The organism is Corallococcus sp. bb12-1 (genome assembly GCF_026626765.1).
GTDB lineage: Bacteria > Myxococcota > Myxococcia > Myxococcales > Myxococcaceae > Corallococcus > Corallococcus terminator.
Genome location: NZ_JAPNJZ010000003.1, coordinates 79,560 through 99,665, shown reverse-complemented (window position 1 = coordinate 99,665; position 20,106 = coordinate 79,560). Strand labels below are relative to the sequence as shown.

Below are 20,106 nucleotides of genomic sequence, written 5' to 3'. Positions count from 1 at the left end.
CGCGATGAGAGCGGGAAGGAATGCGATGGCCAGCCAAAACACTTCGGGTGTGCACCAAACGAGCCGCCTCCCTGGCGGCCCCCCTTTCGTCCAACATCGGTGAGCACGTGGACGCCCCCTCCGCCACGCTGAGCACCTACCTCCTTCAGTACGGGGGCGACGCCCCTCCAGCAGAGGCGTGGGGCGTTCGAGCGGGAGGAGGGACCCGTGCTTGACGAGGGTCTCCATTCCGCCTGCGTGGACGCCTGGCTCGGCCGAGCCGACAGGAAGCTGTCAACGGAGGCCTTTCTCCAGCTCTTCGAGGCGGCGCTCACCGTGCTGTGGAAACAGACGTTGACCACGCTGGGCGACGTGACGCTGACCGCCATCGCGGGACGCGTTCTGCACAATGCCTCCGAGCGGTTCCCGCTCTTTTCGTCCCTCAAGGTCGAACGGCTGGGGGGGCTCCAGTTCGGAGAGCTTCGTGAGCAGGTCCACTCCGGGCGCGACTCCGGGCTGAGAGAAGGGAGTCGATTCGTGCTCGTGGAGTTCCTCACCGTGCTCGGCAACCTGACCGCTGAAATCCTCACGCCGGAGCTGCATGCGGAACTCTCCAAAGTCGCACTTCCGGAGGCGGTCCGTCCACGCGTCACTGTTGGCGAGGGCACAACGTCATGATGAAGAGAATCGAAATCCCGCGCCTTCAGACCGGCGTCCCCAACCTCGATGAGCTCTTCAAGGGCGGCCTGCCCAAGGGCTCCGTCACCGCCGTGTGCGGCCCACCAGGCTCGGGCAAGACGACGCTCACCCAGCAGATCTGCTTCCACAACGCCTCGGCCGCTCACCGCGTCCTCGCCTTCAACACCCTCTCGGAGCCGACCGCGAAGACGCTGCGGCACCTCCAGCAGTTCTCGTTCTTCGACCCGAAGAAGTTCGAGCAGGGCGTCCAGTTCGTGGACCTCGGCGCCATGCTGCGGCTGAGGAGCTTCGATGCGGCCTTCGCGCTCATCATGGACCACCTCAAGCAGGTCAAGCCAGACATCGTCGTCATCGACAGCTTCAAGGCCTTCGACGACCTGGCGACCTCCAAGGAGGAGCTCCGGAAGTTCGGCTATGAGATTGCCGTGAACCTGATGGCCTGGGAGACCACCGCCCTGCTGCTCGGCGAGTACGGGCCCGCAGACTACGAGAACAAGCCCCTCTTCTCCATCGTCGACGGCCTCCTCGTCCTCTCTCAGCGGGTGTCCCAGGGCGAGCAGCAGCGCTTCTTCAGAATCGTCAAGATGCGCGGGACGGACCACAGCCGGGACGAGCATCCCTTCCTCATCACCTCCAGCGGCCTGGAGATGTTCGCTCCCCGCGAGGCCATCAAACGCGAGTCGATTCCGGAGAAGTCGCAGGAGCGCTGCAAGACTCACATCACCAAGCTCGACGAGCTTCTCGGGCCCGGCATCCCCTGGGGGTCGAGCCTCCTCCTCAGCGGCGTCGCGGGCACCGGAAAGACTGTCCTCTCCCTCGAGTTCATCTACCGGGGCGCCCTCGCGGGCGAGAAGGGCATCCTCTTCTCTTTCGAGGAGAGCGAGGAGCGCCTCCGCGCCGCCGCGAAGGGCCTCGGCTGGGAGCTCGACAGGGAGATTGACCGCGGCATGGTGGAAATCGTCTTCATCCCCCAGCCCGACATCATGGTGGAGGCCCACCTCTTGATGATTCGCGAGCGCATCAAGGCCATGAAGGCCCGGCGCGTGGTCATCGACTCCGTCTCGGTGTTCCTGGACAAGGTGACGGACCCGCAGCTCAGCCGCGAGAAGGTCTTCCACCTCTGCAGCATCGTCCAGAACGCCCAGGCCGTCGGCTTCTTTCCCACCGACATCCCCTACGGCTCCCATCAGGTCAGCCGCAGGGGCGTCGAGGAGACCGTGGTGGACGGCGTCATCATCCTCAGCTCCACGGAGGAGGGCCTGGAGCGCGAGCGCTACGTCGAGGTGTACAAGCTTCGCAATACCGCTCACCTCAAGGGCCGACACGCCATGGCGATTGGCGCGGGCGGTGTCTCCATCTTCCCTCGCTACGGGGAAGAGCCCCGGGTGGAGTCGCCTCCTCCCGCCCTGGAGGCTTCCACCCGGCTGGGCTCTGGCACTCCCGGGCTCGACGGGCTGCTGGGCGGTGGGTTGCTCAGGCGCAGCGCCACCCTCGTCTCTGGCAGCGCGGGCGTCGGCAAGAGCCTCTTCGGAATCCAGTTCCTCCTGGAGGGCGCTCGGGCTCGGGAGCCGGGCCTCTATGTCTCGATGGAGGAGGGGCCCGAGCAACTGCTCGCCAGCGCCGAGGCCCTGGGATTGCCGCTGCGCGCGCAGCTCGACGCGGGCCTCATCCAGGTGCTCTACGTCTCCCGGGAGCACCTGCGCGCGGGTCAGTTCCTGACAGTACTGTCGGACCAACTCAAGGCGCTGAAGGCCTCACGCGTCGTGCTCGACGCCGCGACGCAGCTGCTGACGGCACACACGTCCATCGACGAGTTCCGTCACGTGCTCTACAAGCTGGTGGTCCGCTTCAAGACCCTCGGCATCACCAGCGTCCTCACGCTCGAGTCGTCCTCGCTCTCCTCCATGGAGCGGGTCACCGACCAGGGGCTCTCACCCATCGCCGACAACCTACTCATGCTGCGCTACAGGGAAGCGTCCGGCCGGCTGGCACCTACGCTGACGGTCGTGAAGACGCGTGGCAGTGGGCATGATCGGCGCACCCACTTCATGACGGTCGAGCAGGGAGGGCTGCGAATCGGTTCGTCCGTGAGCGAGTTCCTGGCACCTCCCTCGGCCTCCCCCGAGGATACGAAGCATGTATCGCAGCTCGAGGATACGAGGCGGGGATGAGCCCGCGTCGGCAAAAGAAGGTATCTCGCCCTGACACGCGAGAGGAGGCGAGCGGACAGCTCACGCGTGGCCCGCCCCCCAACGATTCGTTCGCGAGTCTGGAGCAGGCCTATCGGCGGCTCGAGCACCTGTATGAAATCAGCAAGCTCTTCGCGAGCTTCGAGAGCGTCGCGCAGTCCTTCGACCCGGCGCTTGGCATCCTCGCGAAGTCGCTGCCCCTGCGCAGCGCGGTCCTCATCCAGACGGAGAACGGCCAATCGCGGATGATCATCTGGCCGTCCGCGAGCCAATCCTCCGAACGGATGCGATCGGTCAAGCGGCACGCGGAGGACGCCTACGCCTACCTCCTCGGGGCGGAATCGACCGAGTCCCTCGGACTCACTGAGCAGCCGGGTGTGACCCTGCTTCCCAGGCAGGAGATGTTTCCATGGGACGCCGAGAAGCGGTTCATCGTCATCCCGCTCGTGGTGGCCCAGCACTCGCTCTTTGGTGCCCTTCAGCTCGAGGCAGCCATTTCCCTCGACAAGAAGGACCTGATCTTCGTCAATGCCATCGCCAATCAGCTCGCGATCGCGCTCGAGCGCGACCGTGCGTGGCGGCGAGACATCACTCGACGCAAGGACGCCGAGGAAGAGCGCGCCCAGGCGGAGGCGCGAGGCGCCACGTCCGATCGAGACCGCCTCGTCGCCGAGAGCTCGAGTGCGAAATACGAGGAACTCGCCAGCGAGAACGCCCGCTTGTACAAGCAGGCGCAGCTCTCGGTGCGGGTGCGTGAGCAGATCCTCGGGGTGGTCTCCCACGACCTGAAGAATCCGCTCTCGACCATCCTCATGAACACCAGCGCGCTCGCGCAGCCAGGAGTTCTCGAGGGGCGGCGGACCGATGTTCCACGGGCGGTTGGGCGAATCCAACGCGCGGCCGAGCGCATGATGCGGCTCATCGACGACCTGCTCGACTTCGCGAGCATCGAGTTCGGGCAGCTCTCCATCAAGCGCCAGCCCAATGACGCGGACTCGATGATCAACGAAACCCTGGCCAGCTTCGAGCGCGTCGCGCAGGAGCATCGGCTGAAGATGACCGCCGAGGTCGATCTGCGGCTCCCGAAGATCTTCTGCGACAGGGATCGCATCCTCCAGGTCCTGTCCAACCTGGTCGGCAACGCCACCAAGGTCACTGCGGAGGGCGGGCACATCACCCTCAAGGTCGAGGCGCACGAGAACCAGAGCGTGTTCGCGGTCGCGGACGATGGTCCTGGGATTCGCGTGGAGGACATCAAGCACCTCTTCGACCGGTACTGGCGCAGTGGCGAGGCGAGATACAGGGGGACGGGCCAGGGCCTCGCCATCGCGAGAGGAATCGTCGACGCGCATGGTGGCCGCATCTGGGTGGAGAGTGAGTGGGGACACGGCACGACGTTCCGCTTCACGGTTCCCCTGGCCGCCGGCGACGGCGCGGTCGCCACGCCGTGACGTAGCGGCTTGCCGTTGCCGCCGGCGAGCACGGGGCGTCATGGCCCGTCCGCATGCGGAGGCTACGCCTCTCCAGCCCAAGGCCCGGCCCCGGTCCTGTACCCGTCCCCGGACCCGGTGCGCCTACTGGAGTTGCCCCCGTCAAATCGGACAGCTCAGGGTTGAGAGTTTGCAGTACGGAACTCGAGGGGTGACTTCATCTTGGGCCCTCGGTCACGGCCCTCGCCAGCGTGTTCAAGGGGAAGGCTTCGCTCATGCCTGTCGCCTTCACCCATGAACTCTGTCCCGGGCCCCTCACGGACATCGGCTTCGCGGCCGTGGCGCTGCGCGACGTCCTCGAGCCCGTGGACGCGGTGCTCGGTGAGTCGGTGTCCAAGGCCCTCGTCGTGACGGGCAGCGCGCGGGCTCCTGGCTCGTTGTACGTCACCTGCCCCCTCATCGTGCTCGGCGACCTGGAGGTGGACGGTGTGCTGTCGGACTGTGGGCCGGATTCGACCGTCGTGGTCGTGGGCCGCTGTGTCGCGAAGGGACTGCGGACGTCGGGGAACTTCCTGGTCCTCGGCGACCTCGTCGTCCGTGACGTCATCCAGGGCATCGACAACGATGAAAGCCTCGTCGTGGCGGGCGACCTGACGACGCGCTTCCTCGACGAGAATGATCACGACGTCTCGTGTTACGGAGAAGTCCACGCCGAGCATCACTTCGAGAATGGTCGCCCCGGTGGCGAAGCCGCGTCCCTGGCGTCCACCTTCCTCGTGCCCGAACTCTGGAACCTCGACCTCGAGGAGCTCCACCACGACGATCTCTTTGAGCGCATCCGGCGCGGCGAGCCGGTCTTCACGTCGACGCCGCAGGAACGGCCGTTCCGTGAGCCGGACGAGCCCACGGAGGAAGAACTCGAGGGGCTCGACATCGAGGGGAGCGCGGCACGGGCGTCGCCCCAGGCGCGAGCGACGGATGTCGTCTATGCGCGGCGGGAGACGGGCGAAGTGTGGCTGATGCGTCCCGGCAGCTTCCCCGTGGCCATCTACGACGGGGAGAAGTTCCTCGCGCAGGAAGGGACGCCGCCAGCCCTTGCCGCGACGCGGGCGTCCGAGCGGGTGACCCTCTGGCGCAGGCGCGGCGACCTCTTCCTGGAGATTGAACGCTTCGACGCCATCATCCAGCTCCATGCAGGCAACAACAACGGGTGGAAGCGGACGTTCTGCTTCGCCTTCGACGGGCCGGACGCCGCCGCGCGGGAGGTGCGGCGGCTGGAGGCCCGCTACGCAGGGGACTTCCTGCGCGTGACGACCACGGTTCCCGGCCGGGGCCCGCTGGAGCGCGAGCTTTCGAAGTACGGAAGCAAGGCGCAATACACCTCGGCCATCGTGGAGGGCACGACGCTGGTCACCCGGGAGGGCGAGCGCCGGAGCTTCGATGACGAGGCGTCCGCGCTGAGCGCCCTGGAGGACTGGCTCGCCGAGAAGCGCCGGGACGGGTTCGACCTGAAGATCCTCGAATGGAGGCCCTTTGGCCTCCTGGGAGCGAAAGGCTAAACTCCTCCCCGTTCGTGCGTTTCCGCCCGGGGGGGCTCATGGCAGAGCGACGTGAATGGGTGTTTGGAACGCATCGGGCGCACTTCGAGGAGCCCGACGTCTTGTTCGTCGACTTCAACGGCGCCACGGGCCTGGAGGATGCGAAGCGCCTGCTCTCCATCGTGCAGGAGGTGGCGGTCCAGGGCCCCGTGTTCGTCATCGTGGACATCGACGGGTCCACCATCGACAAGGCCGCCCGCGAGCACTTCAGCAAGGAGTCCAGCCCGGAGCGGCTGCGAGGCGTCATCTACGTCGGCTCGAATCGCCTGCAGATCGCGAGCGCCAAGGCCGTCGCGTTCGCGCTCTATCTCACGGGCAGGCTGAAGGGAGACGTCGACTTCGTCACGGGCGGGCAGGCCGCGCGAGAGCTCATCGAACGCAAGCGCGCGAAGGCCGCGGGGGGCAGCTGAACCCGGGCCACGTCGCGGTAGAACGAAGGTCCGGCGCGGCGGCGGTAGGCTGGCGGCCCATGCGCATCCTGGAATATCGGACATGCCGGGCGGAGACGGGGGGCCCTGGCGCCTCGAGTGGGCTAGGAACTCCGCACATGAACGATTGGAATCTCCCCTGGGAAGGTGGATGCCGCTGCGGACAGGTGCGGTTGAGGATCAGCGCACCGCCCCTCCTCACGATGTCCTGCCACTGCACGGGCTGCCAGCGGATGGCCGCGAGCGCTTTCTCCTTGAGCGCGGCAATCCCGCGCCCTCGCTCCTGCCCGGCACATAATCTCAGCTCACGCTCGCGGCCTTCGGCCCCCGTGAACGCTTACTCCTGGGCAACAGGCGTCAGTGAGTCTGCACCCGCGACTGGCATGGGCCCCGCGGCTACAGGCCGCGGTTCGTCACGGCGCGGTCACTCCCTCGCCAGGTCGATGTTACAACATGAGAAACAGCAGTTATCCATCTTGCCCGGCCTGGGCGCCGCACCTCGAGCGACGACGTCGCGCGCTGCGATCGCCTGCTGCCCTACGACCCGGTTGAAACTCAAGATCCCATTGACTGTAATCACCTGAGCCTGCAGATTGAGTCTCATCGCTGTTTGAAGGGCATTCCAACGGATCAGGTTGACCACCACACTCGCCTGCTGACCGTGTGGGATCGAATACACGTAGCGGACCCCAGCCAGGTTCACCTGGTTGAGGCCTTGCTGGATCAACTGCGCGAGGAACCAGTTCAGGGATTGAGCACTGGGCACGTAATGCCCGGAGTTGTTGTCGAGTGAGGTCAGGTATCCCTGGGCGTTCGTCGAGAAACAACCGACAGCCAGCGCCTGGCCTCCCGCCAGCATGCTGCTGTGCTTCTTCCTCGTGGCCGCGCCCACGCCCCTCGCCCCTTCGTCCTGCGTGACGAGGACCCGGCCGTCCATTCCGACCGCGAAGAGCCCGTTGTAATTGAGGAGTTCCCGGGTGCTGCTCCAGAAGTGGCGATCCCTGGCGCGGACGAGCTTTCCCCCCACGATCTCCACCTCGGCATGGGATTGCCGACCGGCATCGTAGTAGCGGACGTTGTTTTGAATGAGCCCCAGCTGGTCCACCCGTGAGAGGGCTTGGTCCACCGTGAACGACGGATGGTCATGGCTGGCCCCGCCAGGAATGGCCAAGTCAAACAGGTTCCGCGCAGCAACGTTGAGACGCATCGGCATGGAAGGCTCCCCCTCTGCAACACCCCTGCGAAAACAGGATACTGGGTGTTCGTGGACTTCCAGCCTGCGGCAGCACCCCAGGCATTGCAAGAAGATCAAAACATGATGGAGACACTGGAAGAACAGCCCCACCCATCCAGTCTGGTGGCTCAGGGGGACGATGAAACCCAGTCGGTCAAGTCTGGACGCAGGAAGGCGATCTCGAAGTCGTCCTGCGTCCGGATTGCGTTCTCAGGGCTCGCGGAATCCGCCGCGCACCCACTCGTTGGCGACGTCCCGGGTGAACTTGAAGTTCGCTGGTACGCGATGCTTCACGACGGTCGCGCCAGACGTATGACGTATAGGGCGAATAGAAGGCCTGTTGAGAGTGGGGGCTGGAGCAGAGGTGCCGAGGAGGGATGCTGACGGGTGCCGCCGAGCTGTGCGCCCGGCCGGTGGAGAAGCCGTGCAGCCCTCATTGGGCACACGTCCGCTCAGGCCGCGCTCCCCTCAGGGGCGCGGCAGGGGCCTCTTCCGGCTTCGGCTCTGCCCCCGCTTGAGGGAGCAGAAATGGCCGGAGTTTCGCGCCCGGAGCGAAGACACCGTGAAACCTCGTGAGGTTCGACCGCGGCGGAGGTATCAGGGACGCCACGCGACGTAAGAGTTCCAGTCCGGTGAAGAAGAGGTGTGTGGTGCCATCTGGCAGCGGACGCTTCATCCGCCAGGCAATGCGACCGTCTTCCGCTCGTGACAAACGCTCCAGCGCCAGCGCGCCGCGTGCTCCGTAGCGGCACAGCCGCTCCAGCCCCTGTCTATCGTTGGCGTGCAGGTGCGTATTGGCGTGCAGGGAGAATCCCTCCAGGAACGCCGGGCGCGCAGGCGCCCACACGATTCGTCAGGGGCGCAGCGTGCGCTTCAGTGCTAGGCCATGCTGCCATGTCCGGCGACTCACCCGTCCCCACCCTCGGCGGCTTTCCCACCCTGCACTTCCCCCCCGAGCTCCCCATCTCGAGCCGGGTGGAGGACATCACCGCGGCCATCACCGCCCATCAGGTGGTCATCGTCGCGGGGGCCACCGGCTCGGGGAAGACGACGCAGCTGCCGAAAGTCCTGCTCGCCATGGGGCGTGGCCGCCCGCGCCAGATTGGCGTCACCCAGCCCCGGCGTATCGCCGCGACGAGCGTGGCGGCGCGCGTGGCACGCGAGCTCGGCACGGAGCTGGGCACGGACGTCGGCTACCAGATTCGCTTCGAGGACCGCTCGTCCCGGCGGACGGCCGTGAAGTTCATGACCGACGGGGTCCTGCTCGCGCAGATTCACAGCGACCCGCTCCTGAGCCGCTACGACACCATCGTGCTCGACGAGGCCCACGAGCGCAGCCTCACCATCGACTTCCTGCTCGGGTGGCTCAAGCGCATCCTCCCCAGGCGCCCCGACCTCAAGGTGGTGGTGAGCTCGGCCACCATCGAGACCGAGCGCTTCTCGCGGTTCTTCGGGGGGGCTCCGGTCATCCAGGTGGAGGGCCGTACCTTTCCGGTGGACGTGCTCTACGAGCCGCCCCCGGAGGACGACGAACTCGCCGACGCCGTCGCCGATGCGGTGGCGGACGTGCTCTCGCTCGACCCGGACGGGGACGTCCTCGTGTTCCTCCCTGGGGAGCGGGAAATCCGCGAGGCCGAGAATGCCCTGAACGCGCGCGAGCTCCGCGGCACGGTGGTGCAGCCCCTGTATGGGCGCCTGTCGGCCGCGGAGCAGTCGCGCGTCTTCGCCACCCTCCCCGAGCGCCGGGTCATCCTCGCCACCAACGTCGCGGAGACGTCGGTCACCATCCCGGGGATCGTGTACGTCGTGGACACGGGGGTGGCGCGCCTGTCGCGCTACGACCCACGCTCGGGCACCACGCGCCTGCACATCGAGCCGGTCTCCCAGGCCAGCGCCGACCAGCGCAAAGGGCGCTGCGGCCGCGTGCGCGAGGGGATCTGCGTGCGCCTCTACGACGAGGTGAGCTTCACCACACGGCCCGCCTTCACCGACCCGGAAATCAAGCGCACCGGGCTCGCGGGGGTCATCTTGCGGATGAAGTCCCTCGGCCTCGGTGACGTCGAGGACTTCCCCTTCCTCGACCCGCCCCAGTCGGGGGCCATCGCCGAGGGCTGGCGCGTGCTCGAGGAGCTCGGGGCCATCGAGGGCAAGGAGCGCACCTTGACGACGCTCGGCCACCAGCTCGCGCGCTTCCCGGTGGACCCGCGCATCGCGCGGATGATTCTCGCCGGCGCCGAGTACGGGTGCCTGGACGAGGTGCTCATCGTCGCCGCGGCGCTCAACCTGCAGGACCCGCGCGAGCGGCCACGGGAGCTCGCGCAGAAGGCGGACGCGTCGCACTCGCGCTTCCGTGACGAGCACTCGGACTTCACGGGGCTCCTCAAGTTGTGGGCGTTCGTGCGCGAGGCCGAGGGCCGGGGGACGTCCCATCTGCGGCGCGTGTGCCGGGACAACTTCCTGTCCTTCCTGCGGGTGCGCGAGTGGCGGGACGTCCAGCGCCAGCTCGAGGAGACCGTCCGCGAGCTGCGCCTGCCGCTCAAGGGCCGGGGCGCCCCGGCGCGCGGGGACGTCCTGCACCAGGCGCTCCTCACCGGGCTGCTGTCCCGCATCGGCCAGTGGAATCCGGAGCAGCGCCACTTCACGGGCGCGAAGCAGACGCGCTTCATGGTTCACCCCTCGTCGGCGCTCGCGAAAAAGCCCCCTGGCTGGGTGATGGCGTTCGAGCTCGTGGAGACGTCCCAGTTGTTCGCGCGCACCGTGGCGAAGCTCGACCCGGAGTGGCTCGCGGCGGCGGCCCCCCACCTGCTCAAGCGCAGCTACTCCGAACCGCACTGGTCGGAGAAGTCCGCGCGCGCCGTCGTGAAGGAGAACGCGACCCTCTTCGGGCTTCAGGTCTTCAAGGAGCGCCCCGTGGCCCTGGCCAGCATGGACCCCGCCCGGGCACGGCTGATGTTCCTCGAGCATGCCCTGGTGCGCGGCGAGTACCGCACCCGGGGGGCGTTCCAGGAGGAGAACCTCGAGGTGCTCGAGCGCGTGGAGCGCCTGCGGGACAAGGCCCGGCGCAGCGAGCTGCTCGACAACGAGGCGCTGCTGACGTTCTTCGACCAGCGCCTCCCGGCGGACGTGACGGACGGAGCGAGCTTCGAGGCCTGGCGCCGCAAGGCCGAGGCGGCCGACCCCGACGTGCTCATCCTCACGATGGAGGATGCCCTCTCGCACGACCCGGGCCTGTCCCCGGCGCACTACCCGGATGCCATCACCCTGCACGGCGCGTCCGTGCCGGTGACGTACACCTTCGACCCCGCGGCCGAGGACGACGGCATCACCCTGAGCGTGCCGCTGCTGCTGCTCGCCCAGCTGGTCCCGGGTGAGCTCGACTGGACCATCCCCGGGTGGCAGCGGGAGAAACTCACCGCCCTGCTCGAGCAGATCCCCCGCGCCCAGCGCAAGCAGCTGGGGCCGGTGCCGGCCCTGGTCGACCGTCTCGAGAAGGAACTGGTGCCCTTCCGCGGGCCGCTGATTCCAGCGCTCGCGCGTGCGGTGTCCCGGCTGTGCGGCGTGGACGTGCCCGAGGAGTCCCTCCGGGCGGATGCCGTGGCGCCGTACCTGCGCATCACGCTCCGGGTGCTCGACGAGCGGGGAAAGGAGCTCGCGCGGAGCCGCGACGCCGACGCGCTGCTCGAGCAGCACGGGGGACGTGCACGGGCGGCGCTGCGCAGCGCGGCACCGACTTCGGATTGGGAGCGCAAGGGGCTGACCGCCTGGACCTTCAGCGAGCTGCCCCCCTTTGTTACCCGGCGGGTCGGCGGGCTCGATATCCGCAGCTACCCCGCGCTCGTCGACCGAGGCGCTGCCGTGGACCTGGTGCTGCTCGAGACCTCCTCCGCCGCCGACGCGGCCACGCGCACAGGGGTCCGCCGGCTCCTGATGCTCGCCGCGCGCGGACACGTGGCCGTCAGCGCCGCGCGCATGCCGCTGCCCTTCCCGTCCCTGGACGGCGCGCCGCCCGCGCGGGGCCAGGCCGACGCCTTCCGGGCGCTCGTCCTCGCACGCAGCGTCGATGATGCGTTCAAGCTCGCACCGGGTGCGCCGCTGCCCCGCACGAAGGCGGCCTTCGAGGCGCTGGTCCAAGAGGGCTCACCGCGCATCGAGCAGGCGGCCCGGGACTGGGCGAACGTCGTCGTTGCCACCTCCGCGGAGCTCGCTGAGACGCTCGCCGCACTCAAGGCAGCCTCCAAGGGGCCGAGCGGCGCGGCGGCCGTGCGGGACATCCGCTCGCAGCTCGGGCAACTGTTCCCCGCGAAGCTCATCGAGTGGATTCCCTTCGTGCGCCTGCTGAACTACTCGCGCTACCTCCGCGCGGCCCAGGCACGGCTGTCGCGTGCGGTGGCGAACCCCGTCAAGGACGCAGGGAAGGCCGCGCCCTTCACCCCCCTGTGGGAGAGCTTCCTCGCCAGGTGCGCCACCGTGCGTGACCAGGAGGCGGCGCAGGAGCTGCGGTGGGCCTTCGAGGAGCTCCGCGTGGCCATCTTCGCTCCGGAGGTGACGACGCCCGTGTCGGTGACGGTGGCGAAGGTCGGCGCGGCCCTCGCGGCGCTGCGCTAGAATTGAAGGGACTGAGCCTTCAAGGGGGCGACTTGGACGGTGGGCACGGGGCGCAAGGCGCCAGGGAAGCGGCGCTGGTGGCGCAGCGGGCCTGAGGACTGGCGATGGGGACGCCGAGGCGGGCGCGAGGGTGGGGCGGCGTCCAGGTGTTCGCGCTGGGCCACTCCACGCGCACCGTCGAGGAGCTGGTGGAGATGCTGTGGGCGAACGGCGTGCGGACGCTGGTGGACATCCGCACGGTGCCGCGCTCCCGCACGAACCCGCAGTTCAACGTGGACGTGCTGGGAAAGACGCTGGCACGGGCGGGGGTCGAGCACCTGCACCTGCCAACGCTCGGCGGCGCCGTCGGATTACTCGATGGTGGGGGCCTGGCCCATGCCGGCCGTCGGATCCGAGTGGGCCTGCCCGAGCGCGCCACCGAGCAGCGAGCTGCCCGCGGTGCCAACGGCGCCGACGACGCCCGTCACGCCCTGGGCCACGCCCTGCACGCCCTGGGAGACCGCCTGCACGCCCTGGGTGGCGGCCTGCACCAGCTCCGTGATGCTGCTGATCACGGAGGTGATGCCCTCCAGCAGCTTGCCGATGCTCTCGGTCTTGCTGGAGCCGCCGGCGGAGAAACCGTCCGTCTGGAGCGACTGCATCAGGGGCGAGGAGATTTTGGAGTCAGACTGCTGGGCGCCGCTGGGCAGCGAGGGCGCGGAGAGCATGGCGTCAGGCAACTGGGCGCCGCTGGGCAGCGAGGGCGCGGAGAGCATGGCGTCAGGCAGCTGGGCGCCGTTGAACAGCGAGGACGCGGAGAGCATGGCGTCAGGCAGCTGGGTGGCGGTGTCGAGCAGCGAGGACTTGGAGAACTTGGAGTCCGGCTTCTGGGGACCGTTCGGACCGTTGGGCGAGGAGAGCTTGGAGTCCGGCTTCTGGGGGGCGTTCGGCGAGTTGGGCGAGGAGAGCTTGGAGTCCGGCTTCTGGGGGGCGTTCGGCGAGTTGGGCGAGGAGAGCTTGGAGTCCGGCTTCTGGGGGGCGTTCGGCGAGTTGGGAGAGGAGAGCTTGGAGTCCGGCTTCTGGGGGGCGTTCGGCGAGTTCGGCTTGGAAGACGGGAGGTCCTGCGCGGGGGGACGGCGGATGGCGTTGGTGGAGGAGCCGCGAGCGGAGGAGATCTTCATGGGGGAACTCGTTTCGGAAGAAGTGGGTGGTGACCGCGTTCAGCGTTGAGTCCACCCATAGCAGCGGGCGTGCCAGGGCCCTGGAGGCCTGGGGGGACGCGCAATCCATTGATCTTCCTCGGCATGGATGCGCGCCAACGCGGCTCCGCGCGGCGCGGCCTGATGACCGCCGTCATTCCCTGATGTCTCCAGTCACCAGGCGCGGTCTGAGGCGTGGGGGGATTCGAACCCGTGCCGCACGGCGCATCAGGCCGCGTCGTGGAAGATGATGCCCGCGGTATGTCTTTGTCCCGAACGTACCCGGCTGACGCCGTGCCGGAGGTTGACGCGGTACGTGCCCCGCGTGCCCTGCACCGGTCGGTGGTGCACCGCGAAGACGACCGCGTCTCCCTGCCGCAGCGGAACCACCTCCGGCCGTGACTGCATCCGGGGCCGCTGCTCCGACAGCACGAACTCCCCGCCCGTGAAGTCCCGTCCCGGCTCCGACAGCAGGAAGGCCACCTGGAGCGGGAAGACATGCTCCCCGTACAGGTCCTGGTGCAGGCAGTTGTAATCCTCCGCTCCGTACCGCAACAGCAATGGCGTGGGCCGCACCTGACCCGCCGCGTGACAGCGCGCGAGGAACTCCGCGTGTGCTTCCGGATACCGCACGTCGATGCCCATCGCCGTGTTCCAGCGGTTCGCGATGGGCGCGAGCCGTGGGTACAGCGCCGTCCGTAGCTCCGACACCACCTCCGGCAGGGGATGGTCGAAGTATTGGTATTCCCCCCGCCCGAACCCGTGACGCGCCATCACCACCCGGCTTCGAAACGCATCCTCCACGTCATACAGCAGCGCCAGGGCCTCGCATTCCTCGGGGGTAAGCAGCCGCTCCACGGTCGCGCAGCCCCGTGCATCCAGCTCCTTCTCCACCGCGCCCCAATCCACCACATCCACCCGGGTCGCAATCCCATCCACCGGGGGACCCACGAATGCCCGGGCCCTCATCGGTCCGCCTCGCGGTCCAGCAGCGCGCGCTTGCGCTCCACGCCCCAGCGGTACCCCGACAGGGCCCCGTCGTTGCGCACCACCCGGTGGCAGGGAATCGCCACGGCAATCGCATTCGCGCCGCACGCCTGCGCCACCGCCCGGACCGACTTCGGTGAGCCGATGCGCTCCGCGATGTCCGTGTAGCTCGCCGTCGTGCCCGCCGGAATCTCCCGCAGCGCCTGCCACACGCGCTGCTGGAACGCCGTGCCGCGCACGTCCAGCGGCAGGTCCAATCCCACGCGGGGGGCCTCCACGAAGCCCACCACCTTCGCCACCAGTTGCTCGAACCGCGTATCGCCTCCGACCAGCGTCGCCTGGGGGAAGCGGTCCTGGAGGTCCTTCGCCAGCGCGTCGGGGTCCTCTCCCATCAGGATGGCGCACACGCCCCGGTCGCTCGCGGCCACGAGGATGGGGCCCAGGGTGCATTCAGCAACAGCGAAGCGGATTTCAGTGTTCGCGCCGCCCGCGCGGAAGTTCGTCGGAGTCATGCCCAGGACCTGGCTGGAGGTTTCGTAGAAGCGACCGCTGGAATTGAATCCGGCGTCGTAGATGGCTTCGGTGACGGAGCCGCGCCGCGTGAGGCCGGTGCGGATCCGTTCGGCCCGGTGCGCCGCCGCGTAGGCCTTGGGCGTCAGCCCGGTGACGGCCTTGAACACGCGGTGCAGGTGATGGGGGCTCAGGCCCGCGCGCTCCGACAGCTCCTCCAGGCTCGGAGGTTGGTCCGCCCCCTGGATGAAGCGGCACAGCTCGGCCACCTGATCCGCGTGCCGCGAAGCGAGCGAGGGCTGGCCCGGCTTGCATCGTTTGCACGCCCGGAACCCCGCCTGCTCCGCGTCGGCGGTCGTCGCGTGGAAGCCGACGTTCTCCGGCCGGGGCGTCCGGGCCCCGCAGGACGGGCGGCAGTAAACGCCCGTCGTCTTCACGGAATAGAAGAAGCGTCCATCCGCGCCCGCATCCCGCGCCACGACCGAGGGCCAGCGCGGGTCGCCCTGTGTCACCGCCGCGAGGGCTTCCACCTTCGTCTTCACGTGCGTTGCCTCCCAGCGGTCCTCATGACCACGCCAGGAAACTAACCCCGGCGCTCCAGGCCAGCACTCCGCGTCTTGCTCTTGAATTCGGAAGGGCCCCCGCGCCCCGGCCACCCGGAGCGCGGGACCCCGCGAAACCGCTACCGGCAGGCGTCCACGAGCCGGCGCTCCGGCCGGTGCGTCCAGCCGCGCTCATGGAAGGCGGCGCCCACCACCAGCGGCATCGTCACCGTGGCCTCGCCGTACACCATCTGCTCGTGCACGGTGGACACCTTGCCCCAACTGCTGGCCTCGCGCAGCGTGGAGCCCGACAGCGCTCCGTCGCGCTCGTCCGCCACGGTGAGCTGCACCGCGTACTTGTGCATGGACACCGGCCGGTCCACGAAGTCCGCCGCCACCACGATGTCCTGGGCGAAGTTCTTCGGCACGCCGCCGCCCACCATGAAGAGGCCGGAGTCCTCCATCGCCAGCCGGCACTTCGTCAGCTCCAGGAAGTCCCTCGCGCTGTCGATGGACACCTGCGGCTTCCCCGTCCGGTGCCACTGATGGTGCACCAGCCCGAAGCCCGCCGAGCAGTCGCTGAACGCCGGGCAGAAGATGGGCACGCCCGCCCGGTGCGCCGCCAGCACCACGCTGTCCTGCGTCTTCGCGTGCGTCTCCAGGTAGCGGCCCATCTCGGTGATGAACTCGCGCGAGGAGTACGGCCGGGGCTCCAGCTCCGCGGCGATGGCCGCGATGGTCGCGTCGCACACCCGCAGTTGGTCCTCGTCGATGTACGTGTCGTAGATGCGGTCGATGCTCAGGTCGCGCAGCGCGTTGTCGTCCGCGTCCGCCCGGCCCTTGTAGTGGTGGAAGCCCAGGGCCTCGAAGAAGTCCTGGTCCACGATGAGCGCGCCCGTGGAGACGATGGCGTCCACCATCCGGTGACGCACCATGTCCACCACCACCTGCTTGAGGCCGGCGGAGAACAGGCTGCCGGCGAGGCAGAGGATGACCCCGCACTTCTCGTCACGGAGCATGGCGTCATAGAGCGTGGCGGCGCGGCTCAGGTTGCGCGCCTGGAAGGCCATGTGGCCCATGGCCTGCACGACGGGGCGCACGTCGAACGCCTTGATGTCGATGTGCTGGATGGTGTCGTGAAGCAGCGCTGACTTGCTGGGAGTCGTTGTCACGGCGGGTGTACCCCGACGGCCATGGATGGAGGTCGGGAGGCCCTGGGCCGACAACAAGCGCCACCCGAGACGTCCTACGGTCCGGCCCGCGAACGGGGGAGACCGCCATCGGAGACGTCAGGTGGCGTGCGACATGCGCCCTCTATCACGCCAGCCAGGCAGGTGCGAGTCATTCACCGCCTGCACGCTCGCGGTCGGCATGACAGGATGCCGCGCCCCACTTCCCAGGATGCGCAAGCCATGCCCTACCTCCGACTGATGTGGAAACGCTCCCGTCTGCTTGGCGCCACGTTGCTGGCCTGCGCCGCGGCCCCCGCGTGGGCAGCCCCCGCGCCCATCTCCGTCCCCAACGCAGGCTTTGAAACCACCGCGAGCGCGGGCCTTCCCAATGGCTGGTCCGCGTCCGGCCAGGGCAAGGTGTCCACCAGCACCGACGCGAAGGCGGAAGGAAGCCGGGGGCTCGTCATCGAAAGCCCCCAGGGCGGCGCGGAGACCACCGTGCAGTCGGAGCCGGTGAAGCTCCAGGTAGGCAGGCTCTACCGGCTGAGCGCGTGGGTGCGCACCAAGGGCGTGCAGGCGGATGCGCAGGCGCGCTACCCCACGGCGCTGGGCGCATGTCTGTCCATGCAGAGCTTCCCATTCACCAACTGCTCGCCGCCGCAGGGCGCGGACGCGAGCGGCCGGGTGCAGGTGATGTTCTTCGCCACCCAGTCCACCGACCGCGTGCAGGCGCATCTGGGCCACAACGGCAAGGCCACCGGCACCGCGTGGTTCGACGACGTGAAGCTGGAGGAGGTGGATGACATCACCGCGTACGTCCCCATGGAGAGCGTGCGCTGGGCCGGCAAGGGCTTCCGGTACGACGACGGCGGCTGGGTGTACGTGCACATCGAGGGCGAGCCCTACGAGCGCGGCCGGCAGTTCGGTGAGCTCGTGCCCCAGGAGATCGTCCGCTACATCGAGAAGCTGGGCGTGCAGAAGGACAAGGCGGATCCGGCCAAGGGCTGGGCGCAGGTGCGCCTGCTCGCGGATTCGCTCTTCCTGCGCCGCTTCGACGCGGAGTTCCTGGAGGAGATGAAGGGCATCGCGGACGGCGCCAACGTGGGCGGCGCGAAGTTCAAGGGCCCGGATGGAAAGGAGCGCGACCTGGATGTGCTGGACATCGTCGCGCTCAACTCCGCGGTGGACCTGGGCCAGTTGGAGGACGCCAACCGCGTGACGGCGTCCCCGCTGTCCGGTCGCACCTTCCTCAAGGGCGAGGACGAGAACGGCCGGGCGGGGGAGGGTGACCACTGCTCGTCGTTCGTCGCCACGAAGTCCGCGACGAAGGACGGCCGCGTCGTCATGGGGCAGATCTTCATGTGGAACGGCTACACCGGCGTCCACTGGGACGTGGTGCTGGACGTGCAGCCGACGAAGGGCCACCGCTTCGTGATGCAGACCTTCCCGGGCGGCATCCACAGCGGCGCGGACTGGTTCCTCAACGACGCGGGCATCGTCATCGGTGAGACGACCGTGGGCCAGACGCCGTTCAACATCGACGGCACCCCGCAGAGCAACCGCATCCGCCGGGCCGCGCAGTACGCGTCGTCCATCGACGACGTGGAGCGCATCCTCAAGGACCGCAACAACGGCCTCTACACCAACGACTGGACGCTGGCGGACACCAAGACGGACGAGGGCGCGTGCCTGCTGCTCGGCACGAACAAGACGCGCCTGTGGCGCACCGGCAGCAAGGGCAAGCAGGCGGACACGCCCGGAAACCTCAAGGACTTCATCTGGGCCAACAACAACAACCGCGACCCGGAGGTGCGCAAGGAGTCCGTGCCCAACGCGAGCAATGCCCCGGTGGACCTGGCCTTCAACACCTGGAACCGCGACATCGCCTTCCAGGAAGCCTATGCCCGGTACGGCAAGGCCGGCTTCGACGTGGAGAGCGCCACGCGGATGCTCGCCACCAGCCCCATCAACCGCCCCCACGCGTGTGACGGCAAGGTCACCACGTCGGAGATGGCGGAGAAGCTGATGTTCCTCGCCCACTACGGCAAGACGACGCTGCGCGAGAAGATGGTGGGCAGCCGCTGGATTCCGGATCTGCCCGGCGCCACGCCGCACCTGTCCCTGGGCTACACCGCCTTCAGCCCTGTGCTCGTGGCGGACAAGCTCAAGGCCGCGAAGGCGAAGCAGAAGCCCGAGCCCAAGGTGGAGAAGCCCAAGAAGGACTTCGCCCGCGTGAAGGATGCGCTCGCCTTCGACGAGAAGAAGCTGTGGGCCAACACCGTGTTCCCCGCCACGGATGGGGACAACTGGTTCGTCAGCGGCTCGGCCGCGTACTGGACCCAGCTCAAGGACCTGCCGGAAGGGGACGACGCGCTGGCCAAGGCCTTCGAGCAGCAGCGCGATGTGCTCGCGGAGCTCAATGCCCGCTACCTCTATGTGTCCTCGCGCGAAGGGGACGTGGTGCCCACGGCCGCTCGCACCGACTACGGGCGCTACGGCCAGTACGCGGTGCCTCGCATCAAGGGCACGTACCTGCTGCACCAACTTCGGCTGAGCTTGGGCAACGCGAAGTTCGCGCAGGTGATGGGCGCGGTGCACGCGAAGTTCGCGAACAAGAAGCTGTCCACCCAGGACTTCATCAAGACAGCGTCGGAGGCGGCGGGCCGGGACGTGGCGCCGCTCGTGAACCAGTGGGTGGCGCGTGAGGGTCTGCCGGCGCCGCGCCTCACCTCTCGCGCCCAGAAGGCGAAGGAGGGCTACGAGGTGACGCTGAAGGTGGAGCAGTCCGGCAAGCCCTGGCAGTTCGCCACGCTGGTGGAGGTGCAGACGGAGAAGGGCGCCACGCTGGAGCGCGTGGAGGTGAAGGGCGCAAGTGACACCTTCACCGTGAAGGTCGCGGACAAGCCAGTGCGCGTGGTGTTCAACGTGGGCAACGACATCCCCGTGGCCCGCGAGCGCTACCAGACCCTGGCCAACACGCTGGACGACTGGGAGAAGCTGCTCTTCGTGTACGGCTCCGCCCGTCAGGTGGAGTCCATGCGCACGCTGGCGCTGAACTACCGCGAGCAACTGGCGGACGCGTCGCCGGAGAAGCTGGCCCCGCTCAAGCCGGACGCGGAGGTGACGGACGCGGAGCTGGCGGACCGCGACCTCGTCGTGTTCGGTGGCGCGGAGGACAACGGGCTGCTCGCGCGGCTCCAGGCGGAGAAGAAGCTGCCGGTGGAGCTGGGCCGGCGCTACTTCCGCTGGCAGGGCAAGACGTACGGCCGCGCGGATGATGGCCTCGCGGTGGCGCTGCCCAACCCCTGGAACCCCAAGCGCACGCTGTACCTCTTCGTCGCCAACAGTGGCCTGGAGCTGTGGCACATGACGCGCACGTTCCAGCGCGGCCTCCAGAGCTGGGCCCTGTTCCGCTCCGGAGAGGTGAGCGGCAAGGGCTTCCACGCCACGGAGAGCCTCACGCAGGAGCTGTCCGTGGAGCTGCCCGCCCCCAAGCTGGGCATGCTCACGCCCTGAGTCGAAGGACCGCTTCTTCCCGGGTGGGCGCCCTGCGCT

General features: G+C 68.4%; 13 protein-coding genes and 1 pseudogene. 8 read left to right on the top strand and 6 right to left on the bottom strand.

Annotated features, from left to right (window positions below):
* Nucleotides 1-207: 207 nt before the first annotated feature.
* From OV208_RS08095 to OV208_RS08075, 5 genes are all read left to right on the top strand, one after another.
* Nucleotides 208-657, top strand: coding sequence for a hypothetical protein (locus OV208_RS08095; protein ID WP_267573255.1), 450 nt, complete (start codon nucleotides 208-210; stop codon nucleotides 655-657).
* Complete coding sequence (locus OV208_RS08090) at nucleotides 654-2,849, top strand: ATPase domain-containing protein (protein ID WP_267573254.1); 2,196 nt, start codon at nucleotides 654-656, stop codon at nucleotides 2,847-2,849. Before OV208_RS08095 ends, OV208_RS08090 begins: the two co-directional genes overlap by 4 nt.
* On the top strand, nucleotides 2,846-4,318 hold the full coding sequence (locus tag OV208_RS08085) for a sensor histidine kinase (protein WP_267573253.1): 1,473 nt from the start codon (nucleotides 2,846-2,848) through the stop codon (nucleotides 4,316-4,318). The genes OV208_RS08090 and OV208_RS08085 overlap by 4 nt, the downstream gene beginning before the upstream one ends.
* A 254-nt stretch (nucleotides 4,319-4,572) precedes the next feature.
* The gene (locus tag OV208_RS08080) at nucleotides 4,573-5,856 is read left to right on the top strand and encodes a hypothetical protein (RefSeq protein WP_267573252.1); all 1,284 of its coding nucleotides are present in this window, start codon (nucleotides 4,573-4,575) and stop codon (nucleotides 5,854-5,856) included.
* A 38-nt stretch (nucleotides 5,857-5,894) separates the two neighbouring features.
* Nucleotides 5,895-6,305, top strand: a complete 411-nt coding sequence (locus tag OV208_RS08075) for a hypothetical protein (RefSeq protein ID WP_267573251.1) — start codon at nucleotides 5,895-5,897, stop codon at nucleotides 6,303-6,305.
* A gap of 442 nt (nucleotides 6,306-6,747) precedes the next feature.
* On the opposite strand, the gene OV208_RS08070 is transcribed toward OV208_RS08075, so the two are convergent.
* Together OV208_RS08070 and OV208_RS08065 are read right to left on the bottom strand one after the other, a co-directional pair.
* On the bottom strand, nucleotides 6,748-7,536 hold the full coding sequence (locus OV208_RS08070; RefSeq protein WP_267573250.1) for a hypothetical protein: 789 nt from the start codon (nucleotides 7,534-7,536) through the stop codon (nucleotides 6,748-6,750).
* A gap of 454 nt (nucleotides 7,537-7,990) precedes the next feature.
* Nucleotides 7,991-8,404 carry a transposase gene (locus OV208_RS08065; RefSeq protein WP_267573249.1) on the bottom strand — a complete coding sequence of 138 codons (414 nt, stop codon included), beginning with the start codon at nucleotides 8,402-8,404 and terminating at the stop codon, nucleotides 7,991-7,993.
* Nucleotides 8,405-8,451: 47 nt separating this feature from the next.
* Here OV208_RS08065 and hrpA point away from each other — a divergent pair, with 47 nt between their 5' ends.
* The gene (gene hrpA / locus OV208_RS08060) at nucleotides 8,452-12,162 is read left to right on the top strand and encodes an ATP-dependent RNA helicase HrpA (protein WP_267573248.1); all 3,711 of its coding nucleotides are present in this window, start codon (nucleotides 8,452-8,454) and stop codon (nucleotides 12,160-12,162) included.
* 104 nt (nucleotides 12,163-12,266) lie between these two features.
* Nucleotides 12,267-12,494: pseudogene (locus OV208_RS08055) on the top strand (DUF488 family protein); the annotation flags it as partial.
* A gap of 18 nt (nucleotides 12,495-12,512) precedes the next feature.
* On the opposite strand, the gene OV208_RS08050 reads toward OV208_RS08055, so the two are convergent.
* From OV208_RS08050 to OV208_RS08035, 4 genes are all read right to left on the bottom strand, one after another.
* A complete protein-coding gene (locus OV208_RS08050) occupies nucleotides 12,513-13,322 on the bottom strand; it encodes a hypothetical protein (protein ID WP_267573247.1) in 810 nt (269 codons plus the stop codon).
* A 246-nt stretch (nucleotides 13,323-13,568) separates the two neighbouring features.
* Complete coding sequence (locus OV208_RS08045) at nucleotides 13,569-14,309, bottom strand: 2OG-Fe(II) oxygenase (RefSeq protein WP_267573246.1); 741 nt, start codon at nucleotides 14,307-14,309, stop codon at nucleotides 13,569-13,571.
* Nucleotides 14,306-15,379: a bifunctional DNA-binding transcriptional regulator/O6-methylguanine-DNA methyltransferase Ada gene (ada, locus tag OV208_RS08040; protein WP_267573245.1), complete on the bottom strand. Its 1,074-nt coding sequence runs from the start codon at nucleotides 15,377-15,379 to the stop codon at nucleotides 14,306-14,308. The genes OV208_RS08045 and ada overlap by 4 nt, the downstream gene beginning before the upstream one ends.
* A gap of 140 nt (nucleotides 15,380-15,519) precedes the next feature.
* Nucleotides 15,520-16,551 (bottom strand): 1,9-bis(guanidino)-5-aza-nonane synthase, encoded by a 1,032-nt coding sequence (locus OV208_RS08035; RefSeq protein WP_267573244.1) that lies wholly within the window; start codon nucleotides 16,549-16,551, stop codon nucleotides 15,520-15,522.
* Nucleotides 16,552-16,791: 240 nt separating this feature from the next.
* On the opposite strand from OV208_RS08035, the gene OV208_RS08030 reads away from it, so the two are divergent.
* Nucleotides 16,792-20,067 (top strand): C45 family autoproteolytic acyltransferase/hydolase, encoded by a 3,276-nt coding sequence (locus OV208_RS08030; RefSeq protein ID WP_267573243.1) that lies wholly within the window; start codon nucleotides 16,792-16,794, stop codon nucleotides 20,065-20,067.
* Nucleotides 20,068-20,106: the final 39 nt, after the last annotated feature.

Excerpts from the sequence above, each read along its gene's own strand:
- OV208_RS08045 (WP_267573246.1), bottom strand. The coding sequence starts at position 14,309 with ATGAGGGCCCGGGCATTCGTGGGTCCCCCGGTGGATGGGATTGCGACC.
- OV208_RS08090 (WP_267573254.1), top strand. The coding sequence starts at position 654 with ATGATGAAGAGAATCGAAATCCCGCGCCTTCAGACCGGCGTCCCCAAC.
- OV208_RS08075 (WP_267573251.1), top strand. The coding sequence starts at position 5,895 with ATGGCAGAGCGACGTGAATGGGTGTTTGGAACGCATCGGGCGCACTTC.
- OV208_RS08070 (WP_267573250.1), bottom strand. The coding sequence starts at position 7,536 with ATGCCGATGCGTCTCAACGTTGCTGCGCGGAACCTGTTTGACTTGGCC.
- hrpA (WP_267573248.1), top strand. The coding sequence starts at position 8,452 with ATGTCCGGCGACTCACCCGTCCCCACCCTCGGCGGCTTTCCCACCCTG.
- OV208_RS08050 (WP_267573247.1), bottom strand. The coding sequence starts at position 13,322 with ATGAAGATCTCCTCCGCTCGCGGCTCCTCCACCAACGCCATCCGCCGT.
- OV208_RS08080 (WP_267573252.1), top strand. The coding sequence starts at position 4,573 with ATGCCTGTCGCCTTCACCCATGAACTCTGTCCCGGGCCCCTCACGGAC.
- OV208_RS08030 (WP_267573243.1), top strand. The coding sequence starts at position 16,792 with ATGCCCTACCTCCGACTGATGTGGAAACGCTCCCGTCTGCTTGGCGCC.
- OV208_RS08085 (WP_267573253.1), top strand. The coding sequence starts at position 2,846 with ATGAGCCCGCGTCGGCAAAAGAAGGTATCTCGCCCTGACACGCGAGAG.